The organism is Rhizobium sp. USDA 3886 (assembly GCF_056279785.1).
On record NZ_JBWCDC010000003.1, the window covers coordinates 2,268,897 to 2,286,435 of the forward strand.

The window sequence follows — 17,539 nt, forward strand, 5'->3', positions numbered from 1 at the left end:
TCGATGAGTTGATCCTTTGTCTCCCTGGCGACCGCGTCATAGTCCTTCTTGTCGCCGAGGCTTGCGATGCGTCCGAGTTGATCGTCGGTCTTGCCGTCGGCTTTTCCACTCCTTCTCCTTCATGTCGCGCACCTGATTGAGTGCCTCCATGAAGATCGGGTCGTCCGGTGCCCGCTCGGCCATGGGGCGGATGAGATCGCTCACCTCGCTCACGTCGAGCTTCTTGTCGTTGTTCTTGTCCGTGCCGAACTTCGGCGTTCCGAGGCTTTTTGAGGCCTGATCTACCTCCTCGGCGATCGCGACCACGAGATCGTCCTTCGCCTTGTCTCGATCGGTCTCGCTCTTGGCCTTGTCGCTGGCCGTGCCGAGCGCCGTTCGCTGCTTTTCGAGCAGGTCCAGCCGTTCCGGGCTCAGGACGAAAACATCGTCTCCCTGCTCCAGCGCCTTGTCTGCCTCTTTGCTCGCCGACGGCCGGTTACCGAAAGCCATTGGGTCGAGCTCGGGCGTCGCCGCCGTTTGCTCGTTCAGCGCCTTGTTATCATTCGGGTCGATGCCCGCCTCCTCGTAGATGCGGAATGGCCAAAGCCCCGGCTCCACCTGGCGCTCGACGATGCCGGACGGACCGCCATTCCACGGCAGTGCGGGTGGAAGCTCGTTCTTTTTGCCGTTCTTTGGCGTCTGATCGATGATCGAGTCGAACGGCTTCGACGAGTCAGGACGTACGAAACGGTTGCGTGCGAAGAAATTGATCAAAGACATCAGCTGTTCCCTGCTCCGTTTTTTGAAACTCGGATCGGCAAGAGTGCCGCAGAATGCAGATCAAAGGGCGGCGGTGCCGCCCTTTGAGAACGTCAGGATCTTGGGGATGGGCACCCTAGTGGATGCCGTATGCAATGCGCGCATGGTCGCCGATAGATGTGTTCATGCCCTTGTCATCGATGGCTCTGTCGTTTGACGCTTCCGATGACCATGAATGCTGCGGCAGCGCGGCGAATATCTCCCGCCAAGCCTTTACCTGTTGCGGCGAGACGTCGATTTCGCGGATGTTGTCGGCGTTCTTCAGCCGAAACCCTTTGCCGACGACCTCCAAAGTGAACGCCATGATTACCTCCCCTGCGTGCGTCGATCGTGGTGGAGTTATGCCTACTGAAAGGCGTTTCGTTTACTCGGCTCGCTACTTGAGACGTTCTCCATACGATACGTTTGCAAAGATGAAAAGAGACTATAATATCTATTAGTGATTGCAAATATATAGAGAAATGAGCAAATATTACCCCATATAGTGGCATAATAGGCGCCATGGTTCCCTCACTTTCCACCCTCAGCCGAGTTTTGCGACACTCCCGCGCGCGATGCATTCCAAGGGGTTCCGTTTCGCCCGTTAGCGGTTTCTGGCTGCAATCTTTAGGAGAGTAATAGGGTCGGGGGCGCACATTTTTGGAGCTCTATTCAAAGGAATGACGAGGGCCGCGGAATCGGCTCGTGACTGCTGCTTCAAACTGCGTAGGTCCAATTGCCTGTTGATGAGGCTCACTTCTCCCATGTAGTTGGAACGGCTTTGCTATAGCAATGTCGGCTGGAGCAGTTCTGCCATGGGGTCGCGCCAATCGGAGCGCGTGAATTTTCAGCGAAGGCCGCTGATCATGCCGCACGAGATCACGCAGTCGATGCGAAAGGATGAACAGATCGTTATCGTCCAAGGCCACAGCCCGATGCGCTGCGGGCGAACGATCTATTTTCGGCGCAAGGACATGAACGAGGCCGCCAAGGCCAACCGCTTCGTCAAAACAAGTCTCTGACCGGTAGCGCTATCGATGAACGATCAGGGTCTATGTTTCGATGTGTACTTTGTCTGACTGCCAGCTCCGGAGCGCTCTCACTGCTCTTCTGCCGCTTCGCACTAATGGCCCTGCACAGGGATTATGACTCTTTGGTGGTTGGTTTTGGATAGGCTTTGGCCAATTTGAGACGGGCTTGCTCGGTAGAGAATATCCAGTTGAAAGTGCCACTCCCCACGCATCGGCGTATTGAACCTCCACCACCGGCGGTTCCGGTGACGCGTCGGTCATGATCTCGCCTTCGACGCTACCGTTCCACCGCAGCGATTCTGCATGAATCAATCTTTGCGTGCAAGTTGCAGATAATCGCCTATCAAGGGTTGCTTCACGCCCGTGTCACGAGACTCTCGTCGCCCCTTTGTGATTAGTTCAGTTGCGAGGGCTCCTCCTCCGCTATCCGTCTTGGCGGACCCGATAGGCAAAGTGCTCGTCTGTGTTTGCGTGGCGAGCACTTTTCTATTCGATGATGGGGCGGGTGGGGGGTCTCTCTGTCTGTAACGGCAACCATGATCCCGTTCCGTACACGCTCTCGATCTTTGCAACAGCGCCGCTGCGATCTCGGTTGGGGACGCCATCGTGCTCGTCCTAATTTCCATTCCGCCACGGCGCGCGAGGATGTGTATAACTACAACGAGGATACGATAGCTGCCTTCGTCAACGCCGTCTTCGTGCCAGTATTCGCCTTCAACCACCGCTCCGACGTTAGGATCCACTGGCGTTTCGGCGAATGCCATGTTTGCAATGAACAGAAAAATGCACCCGCATAATTTGCGGATGGTCCGATAGCCCCGCGGTGTCGTTTTCCGACGCTCGTCATTACAAGGTGTATCCCTTGGTATGAAGTCCTAATCCTAGGATTTCGAAATACGGCGAAAATTGCTGGTTCGACTATAGATTGAACGCCACCGGCCGCCCGCTGGGTTCATATTACAAGATTGTAGGCGATAAATTTTAGATCGACGCCAGCCGGGAGAAGTCCGAATCATTCAATTGCTGATCGATCCCGAAGCCTTGCCCATCCTGAGAAAAGCCTCCGACCGGTCATAATCTCTGCGGAACGATACTATCGAGCGTAAGTGCGCTGTCACAAACGGATAGACGCGATCTTGACGAAGGCAAGATAGTTGGCGGCGAGCTTGTCGCAGTGGGTGGCAATACGCTGCAAAAAATGCCGCGCGTACTTGCGGTTCGTATGATAAAGCTTTTCCTGTTTATGTAGTCTACTGGACGGATCCGCGCATAGCGCGCCTGAGGGAGGGAATGTTCTGTCCTGAGAGAGGGTAAGTCTTACGAAAATTTCATTAGAACTCAACGGGAGGGGTACATCATGAAAGCCATTGGCAGGTCCGCGGTGCTGGCGTTGACATTCGTTGCAACAGGATACCTTGGCGCGGCAGGCCACGCCGCCGACATTCCCCCATCGCTCGTCACTCCCGACAAGGTCGAGTCGTCTCTTGGTGCGCTCGACTTCAAGGACGGCGTGCCGAGCAAGGCGACCGCGCAAAAACTTTACGACAACCTCGACTTCACCTACGCCTACCGCGCGTTCATGGACAACATGCGAGGCGTCAGCATTCTGGGTTTCCGCCAAGGTCTGCAAAGCGTTGGCGTCAAGGAAAACGAGGTCATTGTTTTCGAACAGTTGATGGATGCCAAGTCGCTGTTCCTGACCGCGAATGCAGACACGATCTACGTCATGGGCTTCCTCGATCTCAGCAAGGGACCGGTGGTGCTCGAGACTCCGCCCAAGTTTCTTGGCGCTGTGCAGGACGCCTGGTTCCGCTGGGTCATCGACCTCGGCGGCCCTGGGCCTGACCGTGGGGAGGGCGGCAAATATCTGATCGTGGGGCCAGACTACAAGGAGCCGCTGCCGCAAGGCGGGTTCTTCGTCGCGCGCGCCCGCACCAATTCCATCGTGTGGTTCGGCCGGTCGTTCCTGGAAAATAACGATCCCAAACCGGTGGTCGAAGGGATCAAGAAGTTCACCAAGGTCTATCCTTACGAAGTCGGTGGTGTCGGCACTCCTGTCGCCGACTTCCTGGCCGGCAAGGCCAAGCTTGGTAAGATCACCCCGCCGCCGCCGACCGTGTTTCACGACGGAAGCGGCAAGGTCATGAATACCCTTCCGGCCAACGACTGGGGTTTCTACGAGATGCTCAACGAGGTCGTGCAGAACGAGCCGGCCACCTCGCTCGACCCGGAACTGATGGGTCCGATCGCGGCGATCGGCATTGTCAGGGGCAAGCCTTTCGCGCCCGACGAGCGTATGAAGAAGATCATGACCGAGGCACTGGCGGTCGCCAATGCAACCTCGCGCACCCTGTTCATGTCTTCTCCGCGCGATCCGAGCTGGTACTACTATCCCAACTCGTCGTGGTTCAACTACCTGTTCGAAACCGGATACGAATTCGAGACGCCAATCCCTGAAATAACGCCCGAGGGCGTCAAGCCTTATCCAGCCACCGGCTACCGCACCATGGATGCGCGCACCAATTTCTTCTACGGCATCACCGGCATCACGCCCGGCATGGCCATGCGCCTGCCCGGCATCGGCTCGCAGTATCTGTTTGCCTTGACGGATGCTGACAAGAACCACTTTGACGGCGCCAAGACCTACAAGGTGACGCTGCCCAAGGGTATCCCTGAAGCCAACTTCTGGTCGTTCACGCTTTACGACAATATGACCCGCTCGATGCTGGATACGCCGCAGCGCTATCCGCGTGCCGGCAGCCAGAGCTATCCGTCGCCTGCCGCCGAGGCTGCGGCCGACGGCTCCACGACCATCTCCTTCGGCCCGACCCAGCCCGATGGCGTGCCACGCGGCAATTGGATACAGACTGATCCTGCCAAGGGCTGGTTCACGATCCTGCGTCTCTACAGCCCGCTCGAGCCATTCTTCACCAAGGAGTGGCGGCCAAGCGAGATCGAGTTGGTACAGTGACGGCCGCTGATCATGCCGCACGAGATCACTCAATCGATGCGAAAGGATGAACAGATCGTTATCGTCCAAGGCCAAAGTCCGATCCGCCGCGGGCGAGCGATCTTTTTTCGGCGCAAGGACATGAACGAGGCGGCCAAGGCCAACCGCTTCGTCAAAACAAGTCTCTGACCGGCAGCGCTATCGTCAGACGGCCAAGGACTGCCACGGAGCCGACACAGGAACCGGAAAAAGTCAGGGAACCGTTTCGACGCAGTTTGCCGAAATTTACGAAGTTATAGAGCAAATACCACAAGGACTGCTCCTTCTTCCGGTTTGATGTACTCATCGGAGAATGAATGTTACCTTGAAGGATCGCTATCTCGCTTTATGACCCCTTGAGGTGACATCGCTTGACATATTGGGTAAGTGCTGGAACCACCGCTCGGGTCGACGCGGCTCTACGGATCCATTTTTTTGGGCCGCCCGCGGCCGAGAGCGCCGTCGGCGCGGGCTTGCAGATAGGCGTAAATGTCATCGATATAAGGAGCGAAATTGGGATCGTTGGCGAAGCCTTTCATGGCCGATCTCCCGCTCTTGCTCTGCCCGTCGCGGACGACACGCCTGAATGTCTCGATATCGAGGCGCCGGTCGACGAGAGAGGATGCAAAAGTCGAGCCGACGCCATCGGGGCCGTGGCAATGGTTGCAGCCACCATGATAGCGCCGGTAACCGTTGTAGGTCCGCGCATCAGCCTTGCCCTCGACCACTCTGTAGAGCTCATCGGCGGCCGTGGCCTCCTGCGAAGATCGCCCGGAACCGACCGCGACCCCACAGGCAACGACAGCGAACAGTACCAGGCGCTGCAATGGACGCATCTCCCGTTACCTTAGAAGCCGCTTAGCGGCGCGTTTAGCGGCGCGTTCGGCCGCGTTGTCCGATGGCGAGTTCGTGCGGACCAATAGCGTAAAGGATCGAGCCCCAACTGTATCACAAGCCCCTGCCGGAAAAGCCGAGCCAACTTTCTGTGCTCGAAAAGTCGCCTTCTCGCACACAAAGCTCACTCGGCTCTTTCCCCGACCAGCCCTCCGGGGTTGATGGTCCTTGCATTGTCATCGTAGACAGCAAGTATGTTGGGCCGCTCGCCCGGCATGGTCAGATGGGTACGGTCGGAATCACCCTCTCATCGCCCGAGGATTCCGGCCAAGAGGATCACTCCTCGATTAAGGCGCTGGTCGACACGTTATCGATCAAAGTGACGCTGGGCTCCTGCACGAGAAGGACGTCGCCATCGCGTATGATCTCGAAGTCGGCGGACGGCTGGCCGAATGCTTGAGGCACGGAGATCATCAGCCGCTGCCCCGGTGCGAGTGTGGACACGAAGCGGATCGGCTGTACTTCACTTCCGGAAGCCATGGTCGCAACCACCTGGTAGCCGCCGTCTTTCTCGACCGTGTAATACACCGCACCACTGAAGCGGTCGAGATGAATACTGTGGCCGTTCCCCGGCGCCAGTTCCGACGCCGCGGCGGCGCCTGTCGTGGCGAGTAAGGCCAATGCAAATGCGGTAGAACCTCTGGTCATCACTATCCCTCCTCCGCTAACCATCACCTGCCTGGGCATTCTCTTCCCATGACGGTAAGCGCAGCTTATGCGCGGAGCAGCTCGGGCACATCGGTACGGTCACCCAATTTCCCGGCGACTGGTGACCTAAATTCTCAAGCTTGCTCGAATTAGCGATCGACAGCGTGTGGAGCGTCAGCGGCTGGCAGGAGCCATGGCTCGCCGCGCAGGCGCAGGAGGACCTCCATACGATTGGCGGCGTTGAATTTGCCGAGCACAGCGGAAACTTGATGCTCGATCGTGCGCGGCGAGCGCGACAAACGTCGGGCGGCTTCCTTGTTGCTCATGCCCGCTGCGATCAAGGCGAGCACTTGTTGTTCGTGCCACGTCAAACCAAGCGGATGATGGCGGGCCACCCCGTATGGCCCTCTGCGGGCTTTCGGCAACTGGCTTGCAACACCCAGGCGCTGCGCCTGCTTTCGGGCCAGCGCCGCGGCGGGACGCGCCTCCAAAGTCTCGAACGTCGTGACGGCACGACCCAATGCCGGCCCGGCATCGGCTCCGCGAACCTGCATCAGGGCAAGCGCCGCTTCATAAGGCAGCCCCAGGCGATCCCACTCCTTTGCCGCCGCCAACGGATCGCCGCGGAGCTCGGCGGAATGCGCCAAGGGAACCTGCGACTTCGGCGCCGGCAGCGGGATTGTCATGCCGCATCGCTGCCACCACACTGCCAGTTCGCCGAAGTCCCAGGTACGGAAGTTTTCGAGATCCATCCTGACGAGGGCGCTTAATTGCTCATGGCCGGCACTGTCGTCTCCGTCAAGCCAGGCCGCTTCAGCCAGCGCAAGGCGGACTGGCACAATGCGTTGGAGCTCGCCGGTCGCCAATCCCTCTTGGAGCGCCTGCTGGAGAAGCGCCAAACTGCCGGGCTCACCCAGTCGGACGCGCACCCTTCCAAGCATAGTGAGCGCCAGCAGGTGCATGACCATCGGTAGGGGTTCCAGGCTCATGACGCCCTGCGCAACAGTCTCGGCCTCGCGAAAACGGCCCTGCTCCATGCGAAGCTGCGCCTGCCGGCCGAGCAGGTATTGCGCCGCTGAATCGAGGTCGTGCCTGGTGGCGAATGCGATGCCTTCGGCCAACAAGCGTTCAGCCAGGACAAAGTCCTTGGACACGACGGCGCATTCTGCGAAGTTGGTGTAGGCTCGCGCCGCATGGTCGTGAAATCCGTGCTCAAGCGCCAGCGCCAGGCTTTCCTCCAGCCGCTCGCGGCCGCCCGGACGGTCGGCGAAAAGAAGCGCGGTGCCGACATTGTTCAAAGCGTGGACGCGCGTTTCGATTTCGCCCAGTCGGTCGGCCAGGGTGATCGCACGCAAGCCCCAATCGATCGCTTCGTCGAAGCGATAATGCAGCATGTGAAGCTGGGAACGCGTGCTGTAGGCCATCGCCAGTTCCGAGCAAGGCGGCAGGTTTTCCATTTCGCGCACCGCCTGGTCTGCGTAGTCCTCCGCCGGCTGGCCTTCGCCCCGGCGCCAGTGCAGCCGTGACAGCCGGCACAGATTAGGACCGATCTTGTCGGTGCGTCCGAGGTCGCGCCAAATCGCGATAGCACGATGGTGCGCCTCAATTACCGGTTCATAGACGAGGAGAGCCATTCCCGCCTCATAGGCCCAGTCCTCGTAAAGCTGTGCGGCAAGCTCCGGTGTGGCTTGTGCGACGTATCTGAGAGCCGTCGCCAAATGTGAAGCCGCCTCCCCGTGAGCGCCAAGGCGCGCCGCATGTGCCGCGGCTTGTGGCGCGAGTTCGAGAACGCGCGCGCCATCGTTGGCCCCGTGAGCGTGGTGTATCCGGCGTGAAAGCAGGGCAGACGCATTGGTCGTGATGAGTTGCGATATCGCCGCCTCCACCTTTGCATGAAGCGACCTCTGAAGGCTCGGCGGCAGCCGGTCGAGCGTCGCCTGCCGGGCAAGTTCATGTCGAAACATCACGGCGCCCTGGTCGTCTCGCCGCAACAATCCGCGCGCCACGCATTCGTCCACCAGCGCTTCAGCCTCTACGCCGAGCAGAGGCCGAATGAGCCACGGTTCCACGCTGCCTGGCACTATGCTGATCACCTCAAGCACTTTGCGCTCACCCGCTGTCAGCCGAGACAGGTGCGCCCAGACCGCATCGCGTATGGAATCCGGCACCCGCCCGGGCTCCACCTCGCCGCTTGCCAAAAGTTCGGTGATGAAAAAGGGGTTGCCCTCCGTAACGCGATAAAGGTCGGCCGCGCTGCGGCCGGCCTGCTCAGCCAATACCGTCACCGCTTCGGGAGACAACGGCCCAAGCGCTATGCGGGTGACTGATGCGGACGGAAGATCGCCGATCACATGCGTCAGGGGATGATCGGCGCCGATTTCATCACTGCGCAGACTGAGCACCAGCACGGTTGGAAGCAAGGAGATGCGGCGGCCGAGGTATTTCATGAGGTCGAGCGTCGCGTTGTCGGCCCAGTGGACGTCCTCGAAGATCAGTACGATCACACCACTGGCGTGCTGGAGCACATTCAGCAGTGCCGGAAAGAGCCGCTCCTGCGGAGCCGCCTGATCGAGCAGTGCTGCAACGCGCGGATCAAGCAGTTGCCCCATGTCCTGCAAGGGTCCGAGCGGGCGCGGCGTGAAAAGCGCCTCGCACCAGCCCCACAAGACCTGGCAACCATTGTCGGCATGCTCCGCGAACGCGCGCAGGAGGGAGGTCTTACCAATCCCGGCTTCGCCTTCGAGCAGCACAGTGCTGCCGTGCCCGGCCGCAGCGTTGTGCATCGCACTCAGCAAAGCTTCGAGTGGACCCTCTCGGTCGAGCAGCATCGCGAACCCTCTTCGTCGGCAGTATAACAAATTAGATCATTTTGACACAATGAGGTCTGTTCGAGTTGATGGCCGTATTTCGCCAGCAAAAGCTATAGTTTTTCGCCTTTTCCTCCTCGGAATCTTAAGCAATCCTCTTGCGGTTGCTTCTGAGTTATACTTGAAACCAGAACGCGCGGAGATCTGAGCAATTCATTATTGCCACTCACGCACTTCTGGATTGCAGAAAGTACAGTTTCAAGGCCGACCGCACGCATCAGGGGAAATCAGGTTCCAGCGTCATCAGAAAGCGCTGGCGAGGCTCCGATCGCCTCGTGGCCTTTAGCCTATTCCGGTAAATGATGGCAGCCAGACCAGAGCCAGGAATGCAGCAACTCGGCGCGTTATCCTGACAATCAACAGGAAACTCGCTGAAATGTCATGTGCCGTCCCTATTTGTGTCGCCATACCTTGTAAGCGGAAATGAGCAGTATCGCTGCAAGAGCGGGTAGCAGGAGTTCACTCGGAACGATGCCAAGAAGGTATCCGCCGCCGAAGGCACCGCAGATCGATCCAACCGCCATGATCATCACGAACGCCTTGTTGCGTCCGAGCACGGAAAAACTCTGGTCGCGGCTGTAGCGCGAGAAACCGACGAGCATCGTCGGCAGACTAACGGCCAAGGACAGGCTGCCGGCCAGTTTAATGCCGGCGCCAAAGAGCAGCACCAGGGTCGGGATCAACAGTTCGCCGCCGGCGACGCCCAGGAGCGAAGCGACAACGCCAATGACCAGACCCGCGGCAAACCCCGCGATGATCTGCGCAGCACCAGTCAGAAAGGGCTGGCCCGCACGAGCGTCGTGACCAGCGACAAGGACGATTGCGATTGCAACCAGTAACACGGCAATAACTTTGTACAGGCTCTCGGATCGCAGCCGCGTTGCCCAGCCCGCGCCGAACCATGCGCCAATCAGGCTGCCGGCTAGCAGATTGACGATGATGGGCCAATTCGACGCAATCTGGCCGAAGGGGATCGTGCCGGCGCGAAACGGCAACGAGAAGGTGACGACGACAAGGCTCATCGCCTTGTTCAGAATGACCGCTTCAAGGGCACCGAACTGGAACAAGCCGATCAGAAGGGGAAGCCGAAACTCCGCGCCGCCCAGTCCGATCAGACCACCCAGCGCGCCAATGATCGCGCCTGTCCCGAATGCCGCACCCTTGTTTTCTCTCACTCGTAAACCTCGATTCAATCGGGTCACAATCGACAGGATTGCAGCCGGCCATGCAACGGAAACTTTGCGGCTATCGCGACAACGTGGAGATATCCATCGAGGTGCCCCAACAAGCGAACAAGAGGAGAGGCGGTCCTCTCTGTCTTCCTCACTGACCTCATTCGAGGTCAGTGAGGATACTTCGATGTCGCGTTCGAACTGCTCGTCCTCGGCCTGCGGCTGCGCAACCAGGGCGGCCAGTTCGGCTTCGGCCGCAGCGCGTTCATCCTTCGTGAAGTAGCAGCTCCGAAGCTCCGAACACAGCTCGTTGATTTGATCGAGAGTGTTCATGTTGATCGTCTCCTTTTGATGACGTCAACGCGGCCACGTGCGCACGAAGGCGGGTCAGTGATCGCGTGACGCGACCGGCGGAGCCGATTTTTGCTCCGCGAAGTGCAACGAAGAGCGGTAAAAATTGGGGAACCGTTCGTCCTTGACGCGGGCTAAGGAGCCGTAGGATGGGGCGGAAGAAAGAAGGGAACCCGCGGCCCTGACCAGGGGCGCGACCGTATTCCTGAGAGTTCAGCCGCGTGCCGCCTGGTTCCTCCAGGCCGAAGGTCAGCCCAGCCCCACCCGCCACTCTGGAGGGGTCAGATTCCCGGACATTATCTGGACCGGCTGATCTCGGTAAACGACTTGCGGCGCGCGATGAACTCGCGGAGAAGGGGAAGGAAAAAGGCCTTGCTGAAACGCCCAATAGGTGGTTCGGGCTCCAGGTAAAAGGAACGACCGACGACATCGCTGTTGAACTCATCGAGGATGATCCAGAGCCGTAAATCTGCATCAATGCCGGCCCGCCGTTTCTCGATGGCGGGGATTTCTGCGGCGAAACGAGTCTTCTCCGGCTGCTTCGTGGTGATTGGGAAAAGCAGAACGAGATCACCGTCAGGTCGTGGAAGCCTCACGCCAACGGCAACCGGCCGATCCTTACGGCCCCTCGGTCTCACCCTTGCCGGCCTCCCTAGCCCAAAGATAGGGATAACGGATGACCGTCGCGGTCTGGATGTCGTCATAGCCGCTCATCGGCTGACCTCATCGGTCTCCGCATAAGCGTCGACCGCGGCCTCGAATTCGTCGAGTAGCTCGCGCGGCATTGTTTCCAGCCTGCCAACTGTCCGAGCATCGGATTGCCGCATCAGCCGCTCGTAGTCATCGATGTTCAGAAGCACGAGGCGCGGTTTATTGCGTTGGGTGATCGTGACCGGATGGCGTAACGCCTCGGCGATGATATCGCCGGATTTCCGGGAAAGATCGCTTGTCGAATAGGAACTACCGGTACGGCGCATTCTGATCTCCATGGATGTCGGTGCCGACGCGACGAGCGTCTGCACAGACACAAGTACAGCATTTACAGCATTGCTGCAAATGCTGTATGTTTTCAGCCTTTAGGCCCTGCCTATACGGCGGGGCCTGTTGGCCGGAATCTCAGTCCCGGTTTGCGGGCGGGACCAGATGGAGTGTCCCGACCTATGTGTTCGAGCGGGCCAACGATGTCCTGGGGAAACACTTTGAGCCGCTGACCGATCTCCGCGAGATGGGTTTCCGGAAGTAGGCTGGCGAGCCATGGCAGCAGCCTGTTCGCGCCGACCGTTCCTGATCGCAGCGGCACGGTGAGCGAGATCGGGAAGGCTGAACGGCGCTTCCCAGGATGGGTCGTATTCGAGCCGCGATTCACCTTCGAAGGTCATCTGTACGACGGCGAAGGATTCGTAAAAGATGGTTGTCATTGACCATCACCGAAGGTCGGCAGGAAACCGAGATCATCTTCTTCCGCTGCAGCTGGTGACGGCTGGGCTGTCTTGAGGTCGCCGACTTCGAGACCGCCAGTGCGCGCGACGAACCAGAGCTTTTTCGAGCTGGCAGCTCGGCTTGCCGGATTCGAACTCGACGATGAAACGTTCACCCGTGCCGGATCGCGTGGCAAGCTCCGCGATCACCAGAACGATGACTGCTACCCCAATAAGCGCCGCGAGGCCCATTCCCCACATCATTCCGCTGCCCATCATGTCGTTCATCATGGCATCACCCTTCATTCGGCCGCTTCGCTCAGGGTGTTCGAGCCAGGCTTAACGTCGACCAGCGGAATCTCTGCGCTGGCAGTCAGCTGCCAGCCCTTCACCAGTCCGTAGATTGCCGGTATCACCACCAGGGTGAGGAGCGTCGAAGAAATCATGCCGCCGATCATCGGCACGGCGATGCGCTGCATGATCTCCGATCCGGTCCCTGTGCTCCAAAGAATGGGCACAAGTCCCGCCATGATGGCCACAACCGTCATCATCTTCGGCCGGACGCGTTCGACCGCCCCGACCATGATCGACTGATGAAGATCGGCTCTCGTGAAGTCCCGCCCATCTGTCTCGCAAATGGAGCGTCGCTCCTTCAAGGCCTGGTCGAGATAGATCAGCATGATCACGCCCGTTTCAGCGGCGACCCCGGCCAGGGCAATAAAGCCGACCGCCACGGCCACGGAGGCGTTGAAACCGAGCCACCACATCAACCAGATGCCGCCGACCAATGCGAACGGCAAGGACAGCATGACGATCATCGTCTCCGTCAGCGCCCTGAAGTTCAGGTAGAGCAGCAAGAAGATCAGCGCCAAGGTCAGCGGCACAACGATCATCAGACGTGCCTTTGCGCGTTCGAGATACTCGAACTGACCGCTCCAGGCGACGGAATAGCCTGCTGGCATCTTCACGCTTTTTGCGACGGCCTCCTGAGCTTCCGCCACGTAGCCGCCCAAGTCTCGATTGGCGATATCAACGAAGATGTAAACGGCAAGCTGACCGCTCTCCGTCCGGATTGTCGTGGCCCCGCGTGTGAGTTTGACATCGGCCACTGCCCCTAAAGGCACCGACCCGCCGCCCGGCAGCGATACCTGCACGTCCCGGGCAATCGATTGCGGGTCACTTCGGGAAGCTCGTGGATATCTGATGGCCACGCCGTAGCGCTCCCGTCCCTCGACCGTCGAGGTGACGACTTCAGAGCCGAGCGCCATGCTGATGACATCCTGGATATCGTTGATCGTCAGGCCGTATCGCCCGAGGGAGATACGATCTGGAACGATGTCGAGATAATAGCCACCGATGACCCGCTCAGCGTAAGCGCTGGAGGTGCCGGGGATAGTTTTCAGGACGCTTTCGATCTGGCGGGCGACGTTTTCCATCTCGCCGAGATCGGCGCCGTAGACCTTGACGCCGACGGGCGTCCTGATCCCCGTCGACAGCATATCGATGCGGGCGCGGATCGGCATGGTCCAGGCATTTGAAACTCCGGGAAACTGCAGGGCGGCGTCCATCTCCTGCTTCAGGCTGTCAGTCGTCACACCAGGCCGCCACTGCGACTTCGGCTTGAGTGTAATGATCGTTTCGAACATCTCCGTCGGAGCCGGGTCGGTGGCGGTTAGTGCACGGCCCGCCTTCCCGAAGACGCTCTCGACCTCGGGGAACGACTTGATGATGCGATCCTGCGTCTGCATCAGTTCGGCCGCCTTCGTTACTGATATGCCTGGCAACGTGGTCGGCATATACATTAACGTGCCTTCGTCGAGGTTGGGCATGAATTCGCTGCCGATGTGCTGGACCGGCCATGCGGTTGCCGCCAGGATCGCGACAGCGGCCAGGATGGTCAGCGTTTTGACCTTGAGGACTCCCGCGATCACCGGCCGGTAAATCCAGATCAAAAAGCGGTTCAGCGGGTTCTTATGCTCGGGCACGATGCGGCCGCGCACGAAGATGATCATCAAGGCAGGAACAAGCGTGATCGAGAGGAATGCCGCCGCCGCCATGGCGAACGTCTTGGTGAAGGCGAGCGGCCCGAACAGCCGTCCTTCCTGAGACTCCAGGGTAAAGATCGGCAGGAATGACACTGTGATGATCAGAAGACTGAAGAACAGCGCTGGTCCGACTTCACTGGCGGCATCGACCAGTATCTTGGTCCTGGGCTTGTCTGGCGGAGCGCGTTCGAGATGCTTATGGGCGTTCTCGATCATCACGATTGCCGCATCTATCATCGCGCCGATGGCAATGGCGATACCCCCAAGGCTCATGATGTTTGCCCCTATGCCGAGCAGCTTCATCGCGATGAAGGCGATGAGGATGCCCACCGGCAGCATGATGATCGCCACGAGAGCACTGCGAACATGGAGAAGGAAGGCGACCGTTACCAGCGCGACGACGATGGATTCCTCGATCAATGTGCCCTTCAGCGTCTCGATGGCGGCCTCGATCAATGTCGACCGGTCATAGACCGGCACGATCTCCGTTCCCGCCGGAAGGCTGCTTTGAACGGAAGTCAAATTCTTCTTCGCGTTGTCGATGACCGTCAGAGCATTCGCTCCGAACCGCTGCAGCACGATGCCGCTTGCGACCTCGCCTTCCCCATTCAGTTCGGTTATTCCTCTTCGTTCATCCGGAACGAGTTCCACCTTGGCGACGTCGCCTAGCCTGAGCGGCGTGCCGTTCTGGGTCTTCAGCACGATGTTCTCAATATCGCTGATACCCTTGAGATAGCCGCGTCCGCGCACCATGAACTCGAATTCGGAAAGCTCGATGGTCCGGCCACCGACATCCGTGTTGCTGGCTCGGACTGCATTGGAAATGTCGTTGAGCGATATGCCCTGAGCCTTCAACCGAGAGGGATCAACGACGATGGAATACTGCTTCACAAAACCGCCGACGCTGGCCACTTCGGCGACACCCTCTGATTTGGAGACGCCGAACCGCACCACCCAGTCCTGCAGAGAGCGGAGTTCTGCGAGCGTAAGGTTCTTGGCGACGACGGCGTACTGATAGACCCAGCCGACGCCTGTCGCGTCCGGCCCGAGCGTCGGTGTCACTCCTTGGGGCAGGCGGCTCGACGCCGCGTTCAGATATTCCAACACGCGGCTTCTCGCCCAGTAAGGGTCGGTGCCATCGTCGAAGATCACGTAGACGAAGGAGACGCCGAAGAAGGAGAAGCCGCGAACGACCTTCGACTTCGGCACCGTCAGCATCGACGTTGTCAGCGGATAGGTCACCTGGTCCTCGACCACCTGCGGGGCTTGCCCCGGATATTCGGTGTAGACGATGACCTGGATGTCTGAGAGATCGGGAATGGCGTCGAGCGGAAGGGACCGTAGGGCATAGATACCGCCCGCTATGGCAAGCGCCGCGCCGGCGAAGATAAGAACGAGATTGTGAGCGGACCAGGAGATGACGCGGGCGATCATGGCTTCACCTCTTCTGTCGCCATGCCGCTCAGGGCCGAGTTGAGATTGCTTTCGGCGTCAAGAAGGAAGTTCGCCGCCACCACCACCTGATCGCCTGCTGCGATGCCTTTGGTGATCTCGGTCTGCTCCTCGCCGCGCATGCCGAGGGCGACATCCTTTGGCTCGAATTTACCGTCGCCCTTGTCGATGAAGACGACCTGCCGTTCGCCGGTATCGATGACTGCACTGTTGGGCACGGCGACAACGGGCTCCTGTACGCCAGTTTCGATCTCAACGTCGGCGTACATGTTGGCCATCAGAATACCGTCCGGGTTTGGAAGCTCGATCCTGACTTTCGTTGTCCGGGTCTCCTGCTGGATTTCGGGATAGATGAGATCGACGGTTCCTTCGAAGGTCCGGCCTGGGAGGCTCCGAACACTCACGGCAACCAGGCCTCCGTTTTGAATGGAAGCCAGATCGAACTCCGGGACGTCGGCGATGACCCAGACATGGGAGGTGTCCGCAATCCGAAACAACGGATCACCCGGTTTCGCCATCATTCCGGTTGTCGCCATGCGTTCGAGGACAACCCCATTGCGCGGGGAAACATATTCGATGCTGGTTGGCACCTGATGCTTCTCGGCAATGCTCCGGATCACTTCGTCCGGTACACCCAGGTTCTTCAGTCGAAGCGCCGAACCGGCATCGCTGCGGAGATCGCCCTTCCCCGCAGCGAATTCCGCTCCAACGGTGGCGATCTCCCGAGAATAGAAGTTGAAGAGGCTCTCTCCCTTGCCGATACGGTCACCCGTCGTCACACTCGCCACGTCATCGATGAAGGCATCGGTGCGCATAGAGATGACGCTGATGAGCCGCTCGTCCAAGGCCACCGTTCCCGGCACCCGGATTTTGCGGGAGATGCTCGCCATTTCCGCAGTGGCCGTCCTGACGCCCGTGCGCTGCAGCTTGCCGAGCGAGACCTTGACCGTCGATGCGTCGGCCTGATCTCCTTCAAAGACCGGGATGTAGTCCATTCCCATGGAATCCTTCTTCGGCACTTTGGAAGTGCCCGGAAGCCCCATTGGATTGCGGTAATAAAGGACCTTGCGTTCCATCGCAGCCGATCCTGACGCGGACCTTTTCGGCTGGGTGGAGGCTTCGGCCGTCTTGATGCCTGAGGCTGTAAAGCTGATGTCTTCACTCTCGCGGACCGACACGAAATCGCGGCCGTCCAGTGTTTTCTTAGGTTTGGCCGAATATTCGGGAAGCCCGTCCGGATGCCGGTAATAGATCACCGGCCCCGACCCTTCGGGCTTCCTCGGTTGAGCTTCGGCGACGGCCATGTCGACGAGCATGTGGAGTTGCTGTTGGCCTACTCCCCGGACACCAGCCAGGTACGCTCCCCCGCCGACAACGGCGAGGGAGGTAACGGCGACCAGCCATGTTGCGGTCTTCATGGGGTGGCCTTGACGACGACTTCATCCGTCACGGTTTCGCCTTCGCCCTGAACTTTCGCCCCCAGCTGAAAGCGCCATCCGCCTTCCATGCTCAGGTTGGTCTTGAATTTGTAAGTCCCCGCCTGTTCCGAGGGTAGTTCCTCGACTGGTGTGGTCATCGTCTCCATACCTTCAGGGGCCATGTCCATTCGGGTGGTGAAAATAACCGCGTCAGATACGGCCCGACCGTTTCGTTTATCGACGAGACGAACAGAGACTTCGGCGTCGGATCCCTGTCTCACCTCTGCTGACAAAAGCTGAAACTCGTAGTCCTGAGGGCTGGCATAGGAAACTGTCGATGAGGCTGACAAAACGACAACCGCGGCGAGGCTTCCTCGCGCAAAGTTCCTTGTGGTTTTCATAGTTCACATCTCTATAGGCGGGCCACGGCCTCGCCAGGAAACAGGTAGCCGCACTCGCGCTCACGCAAGCAGCGAC

12 protein-coding genes and 4 pseudogenes are annotated in these 17,539 nt (G+C 59.3%); 3 read left to right on the plus strand and 13 right to left on the minus strand.

Going from position 1 to position 17,539, the window contains the following annotated elements; all coding sequences use genetic code 11:
* Positions 1–36 precede the first annotated feature (36 nt).
* Both ACZ9BX_RS33830 and ACZ9BX_RS33835 read right to left on the minus strand, forming a co-directional pair.
* Complete coding sequence (locus tag ACZ9BX_RS33830; RefSeq protein ID WP_476222738.1) at positions 37–759, minus strand: hypothetical protein; 723 nt, start codon at positions 757–759, stop codon at positions 37–39.
* A 115-nt stretch (positions 760–874) separates the two neighbouring features.
* Positions 875–1,102 (minus strand): hypothetical protein, encoded by a 228-nt coding sequence (locus ACZ9BX_RS33835; protein WP_027514000.1) that lies wholly within the window; start codon positions 1,100–1,102, stop codon positions 875–877.
* A gap of 466 nt (positions 1,103–1,568) precedes the next feature.
* Here ACZ9BX_RS33835 and ACZ9BX_RS33840 point away from each other — a divergent pair.
* The 3 genes and pseudogenes from ACZ9BX_RS33840 to ACZ9BX_RS33850 all read left to right on the plus strand — a co-directional run.
* Positions 1,569–1,799, plus strand: a pseudogene (locus tag ACZ9BX_RS33840) (type IV secretory system conjugative DNA transfer family protein); the annotation flags it as partial.
* A 1,366-nt stretch (positions 1,800–3,165) separates the two neighbouring features.
* Positions 3,166–4,779, plus strand: a complete 1,614-nt coding sequence (locus ACZ9BX_RS33845; RefSeq protein WP_476222740.1) for a DUF1254 domain-containing protein — start codon at positions 3,166–3,168, stop codon at positions 4,777–4,779.
* Positions 4,780–4,947 (plus strand): annotated as a pseudogene (locus tag ACZ9BX_RS33850) (type IV secretory system conjugative DNA transfer family protein); the annotation flags it as partial. It lies immediately after the preceding gene.
* A 269-nt stretch (positions 4,948–5,216) separates the two neighbouring features.
* On the opposite strand, the gene ACZ9BX_RS33855 reads toward ACZ9BX_RS33850, so the two are convergent.
* The 11 genes and pseudogenes from ACZ9BX_RS33855 to ACZ9BX_RS33905 all read right to left on the minus strand — a co-directional run bounded on the left by ACZ9BX_RS33855 (position 5,217) and on the right by ACZ9BX_RS33905 (position 17,463).
* On the minus strand, positions 5,217–5,633 hold the full coding sequence (locus ACZ9BX_RS33855) for a c-type cytochrome (RefSeq protein ID WP_476222742.1): 417 nt from the start codon (positions 5,631–5,633) through the stop codon (positions 5,217–5,219).
* 334 nt (positions 5,634–5,967) lie between these two features.
* Entirely contained in the window at positions 5,968–6,339 is a 372-nt protein-coding gene (locus ACZ9BX_RS33860; RefSeq protein ID WP_476222743.1) for a hypothetical protein, read from the minus strand.
* A 149-nt stretch (positions 6,340–6,488) separates the two neighbouring features.
* On the minus strand, positions 6,489–9,167 hold the full coding sequence (locus ACZ9BX_RS33865) for an ATP-binding protein (RefSeq protein WP_476222745.1): 2,679 nt from the start codon (positions 9,165–9,167) through the stop codon (positions 6,489–6,491).
* 431 nt (positions 9,168–9,598) lie between these two features.
* Entirely contained in the window at positions 9,599–10,711 is a 1,113-nt protein-coding gene (locus ACZ9BX_RS33870) for a sulfite exporter TauE/SafE family protein (RefSeq protein WP_476222746.1), read from the minus strand.
* A gap of 314 nt (positions 10,712–11,025) precedes the next feature.
* A pseudogene (locus tag ACZ9BX_RS33875) lies at positions 11,026–11,443 on the minus strand (hypothetical protein).
* Complete coding sequence (locus ACZ9BX_RS33880; RefSeq protein WP_132563980.1) at positions 11,440–11,706, minus strand: type II toxin-antitoxin system prevent-host-death family antitoxin; 267 nt, start codon at positions 11,704–11,706, stop codon at positions 11,440–11,442. Before ACZ9BX_RS33880 ends, ACZ9BX_RS33875 begins: the two are co-directional and overlap by 4 nt.
* Positions 11,707–11,816: 110 nt before the next feature.
* Complete coding sequence (locus tag ACZ9BX_RS33885; RefSeq protein WP_476222747.1) at positions 11,817–12,095, minus strand: HipA N-terminal domain-containing protein; 279 nt, start codon at positions 12,093–12,095, stop codon at positions 11,817–11,819.
* A 48-nt stretch (positions 12,096–12,143) separates the two neighbouring features.
* Positions 12,144–12,351: pseudogene (locus ACZ9BX_RS33890) on the minus strand (helix-turn-helix domain-containing protein); the annotation flags it as partial.
* Between the two features lie 98 nt (positions 12,352–12,449).
* The gene (locus ACZ9BX_RS33895) at positions 12,450–15,626 is read right to left on the minus strand and encodes an efflux RND transporter permease subunit (protein ID WP_476222749.1); all 3,177 of its coding nucleotides are present in this window, start codon (positions 15,624–15,626) and stop codon (positions 12,450–12,452) included.
* Positions 15,623–17,062, minus strand: coding sequence for an efflux RND transporter periplasmic adaptor subunit (locus ACZ9BX_RS33900; RefSeq protein WP_476222751.1), 1,440 nt, complete (start codon positions 17,060–17,062; stop codon positions 15,623–15,625). Before ACZ9BX_RS33900 ends, ACZ9BX_RS33895 begins: the two co-directional genes overlap by 4 nt.
* Positions 17,059–17,463 carry a FixH family protein gene (locus tag ACZ9BX_RS33905; protein WP_476222752.1) on the minus strand — a complete coding sequence of 135 codons (405 nt, stop codon included), beginning with the start codon at positions 17,461–17,463 and terminating at the stop codon, positions 17,059–17,061. Before ACZ9BX_RS33905 ends, ACZ9BX_RS33900 begins: the two co-directional genes overlap by 4 nt.
* Positions 17,464–17,539: the final 76 nt, after the last annotated feature.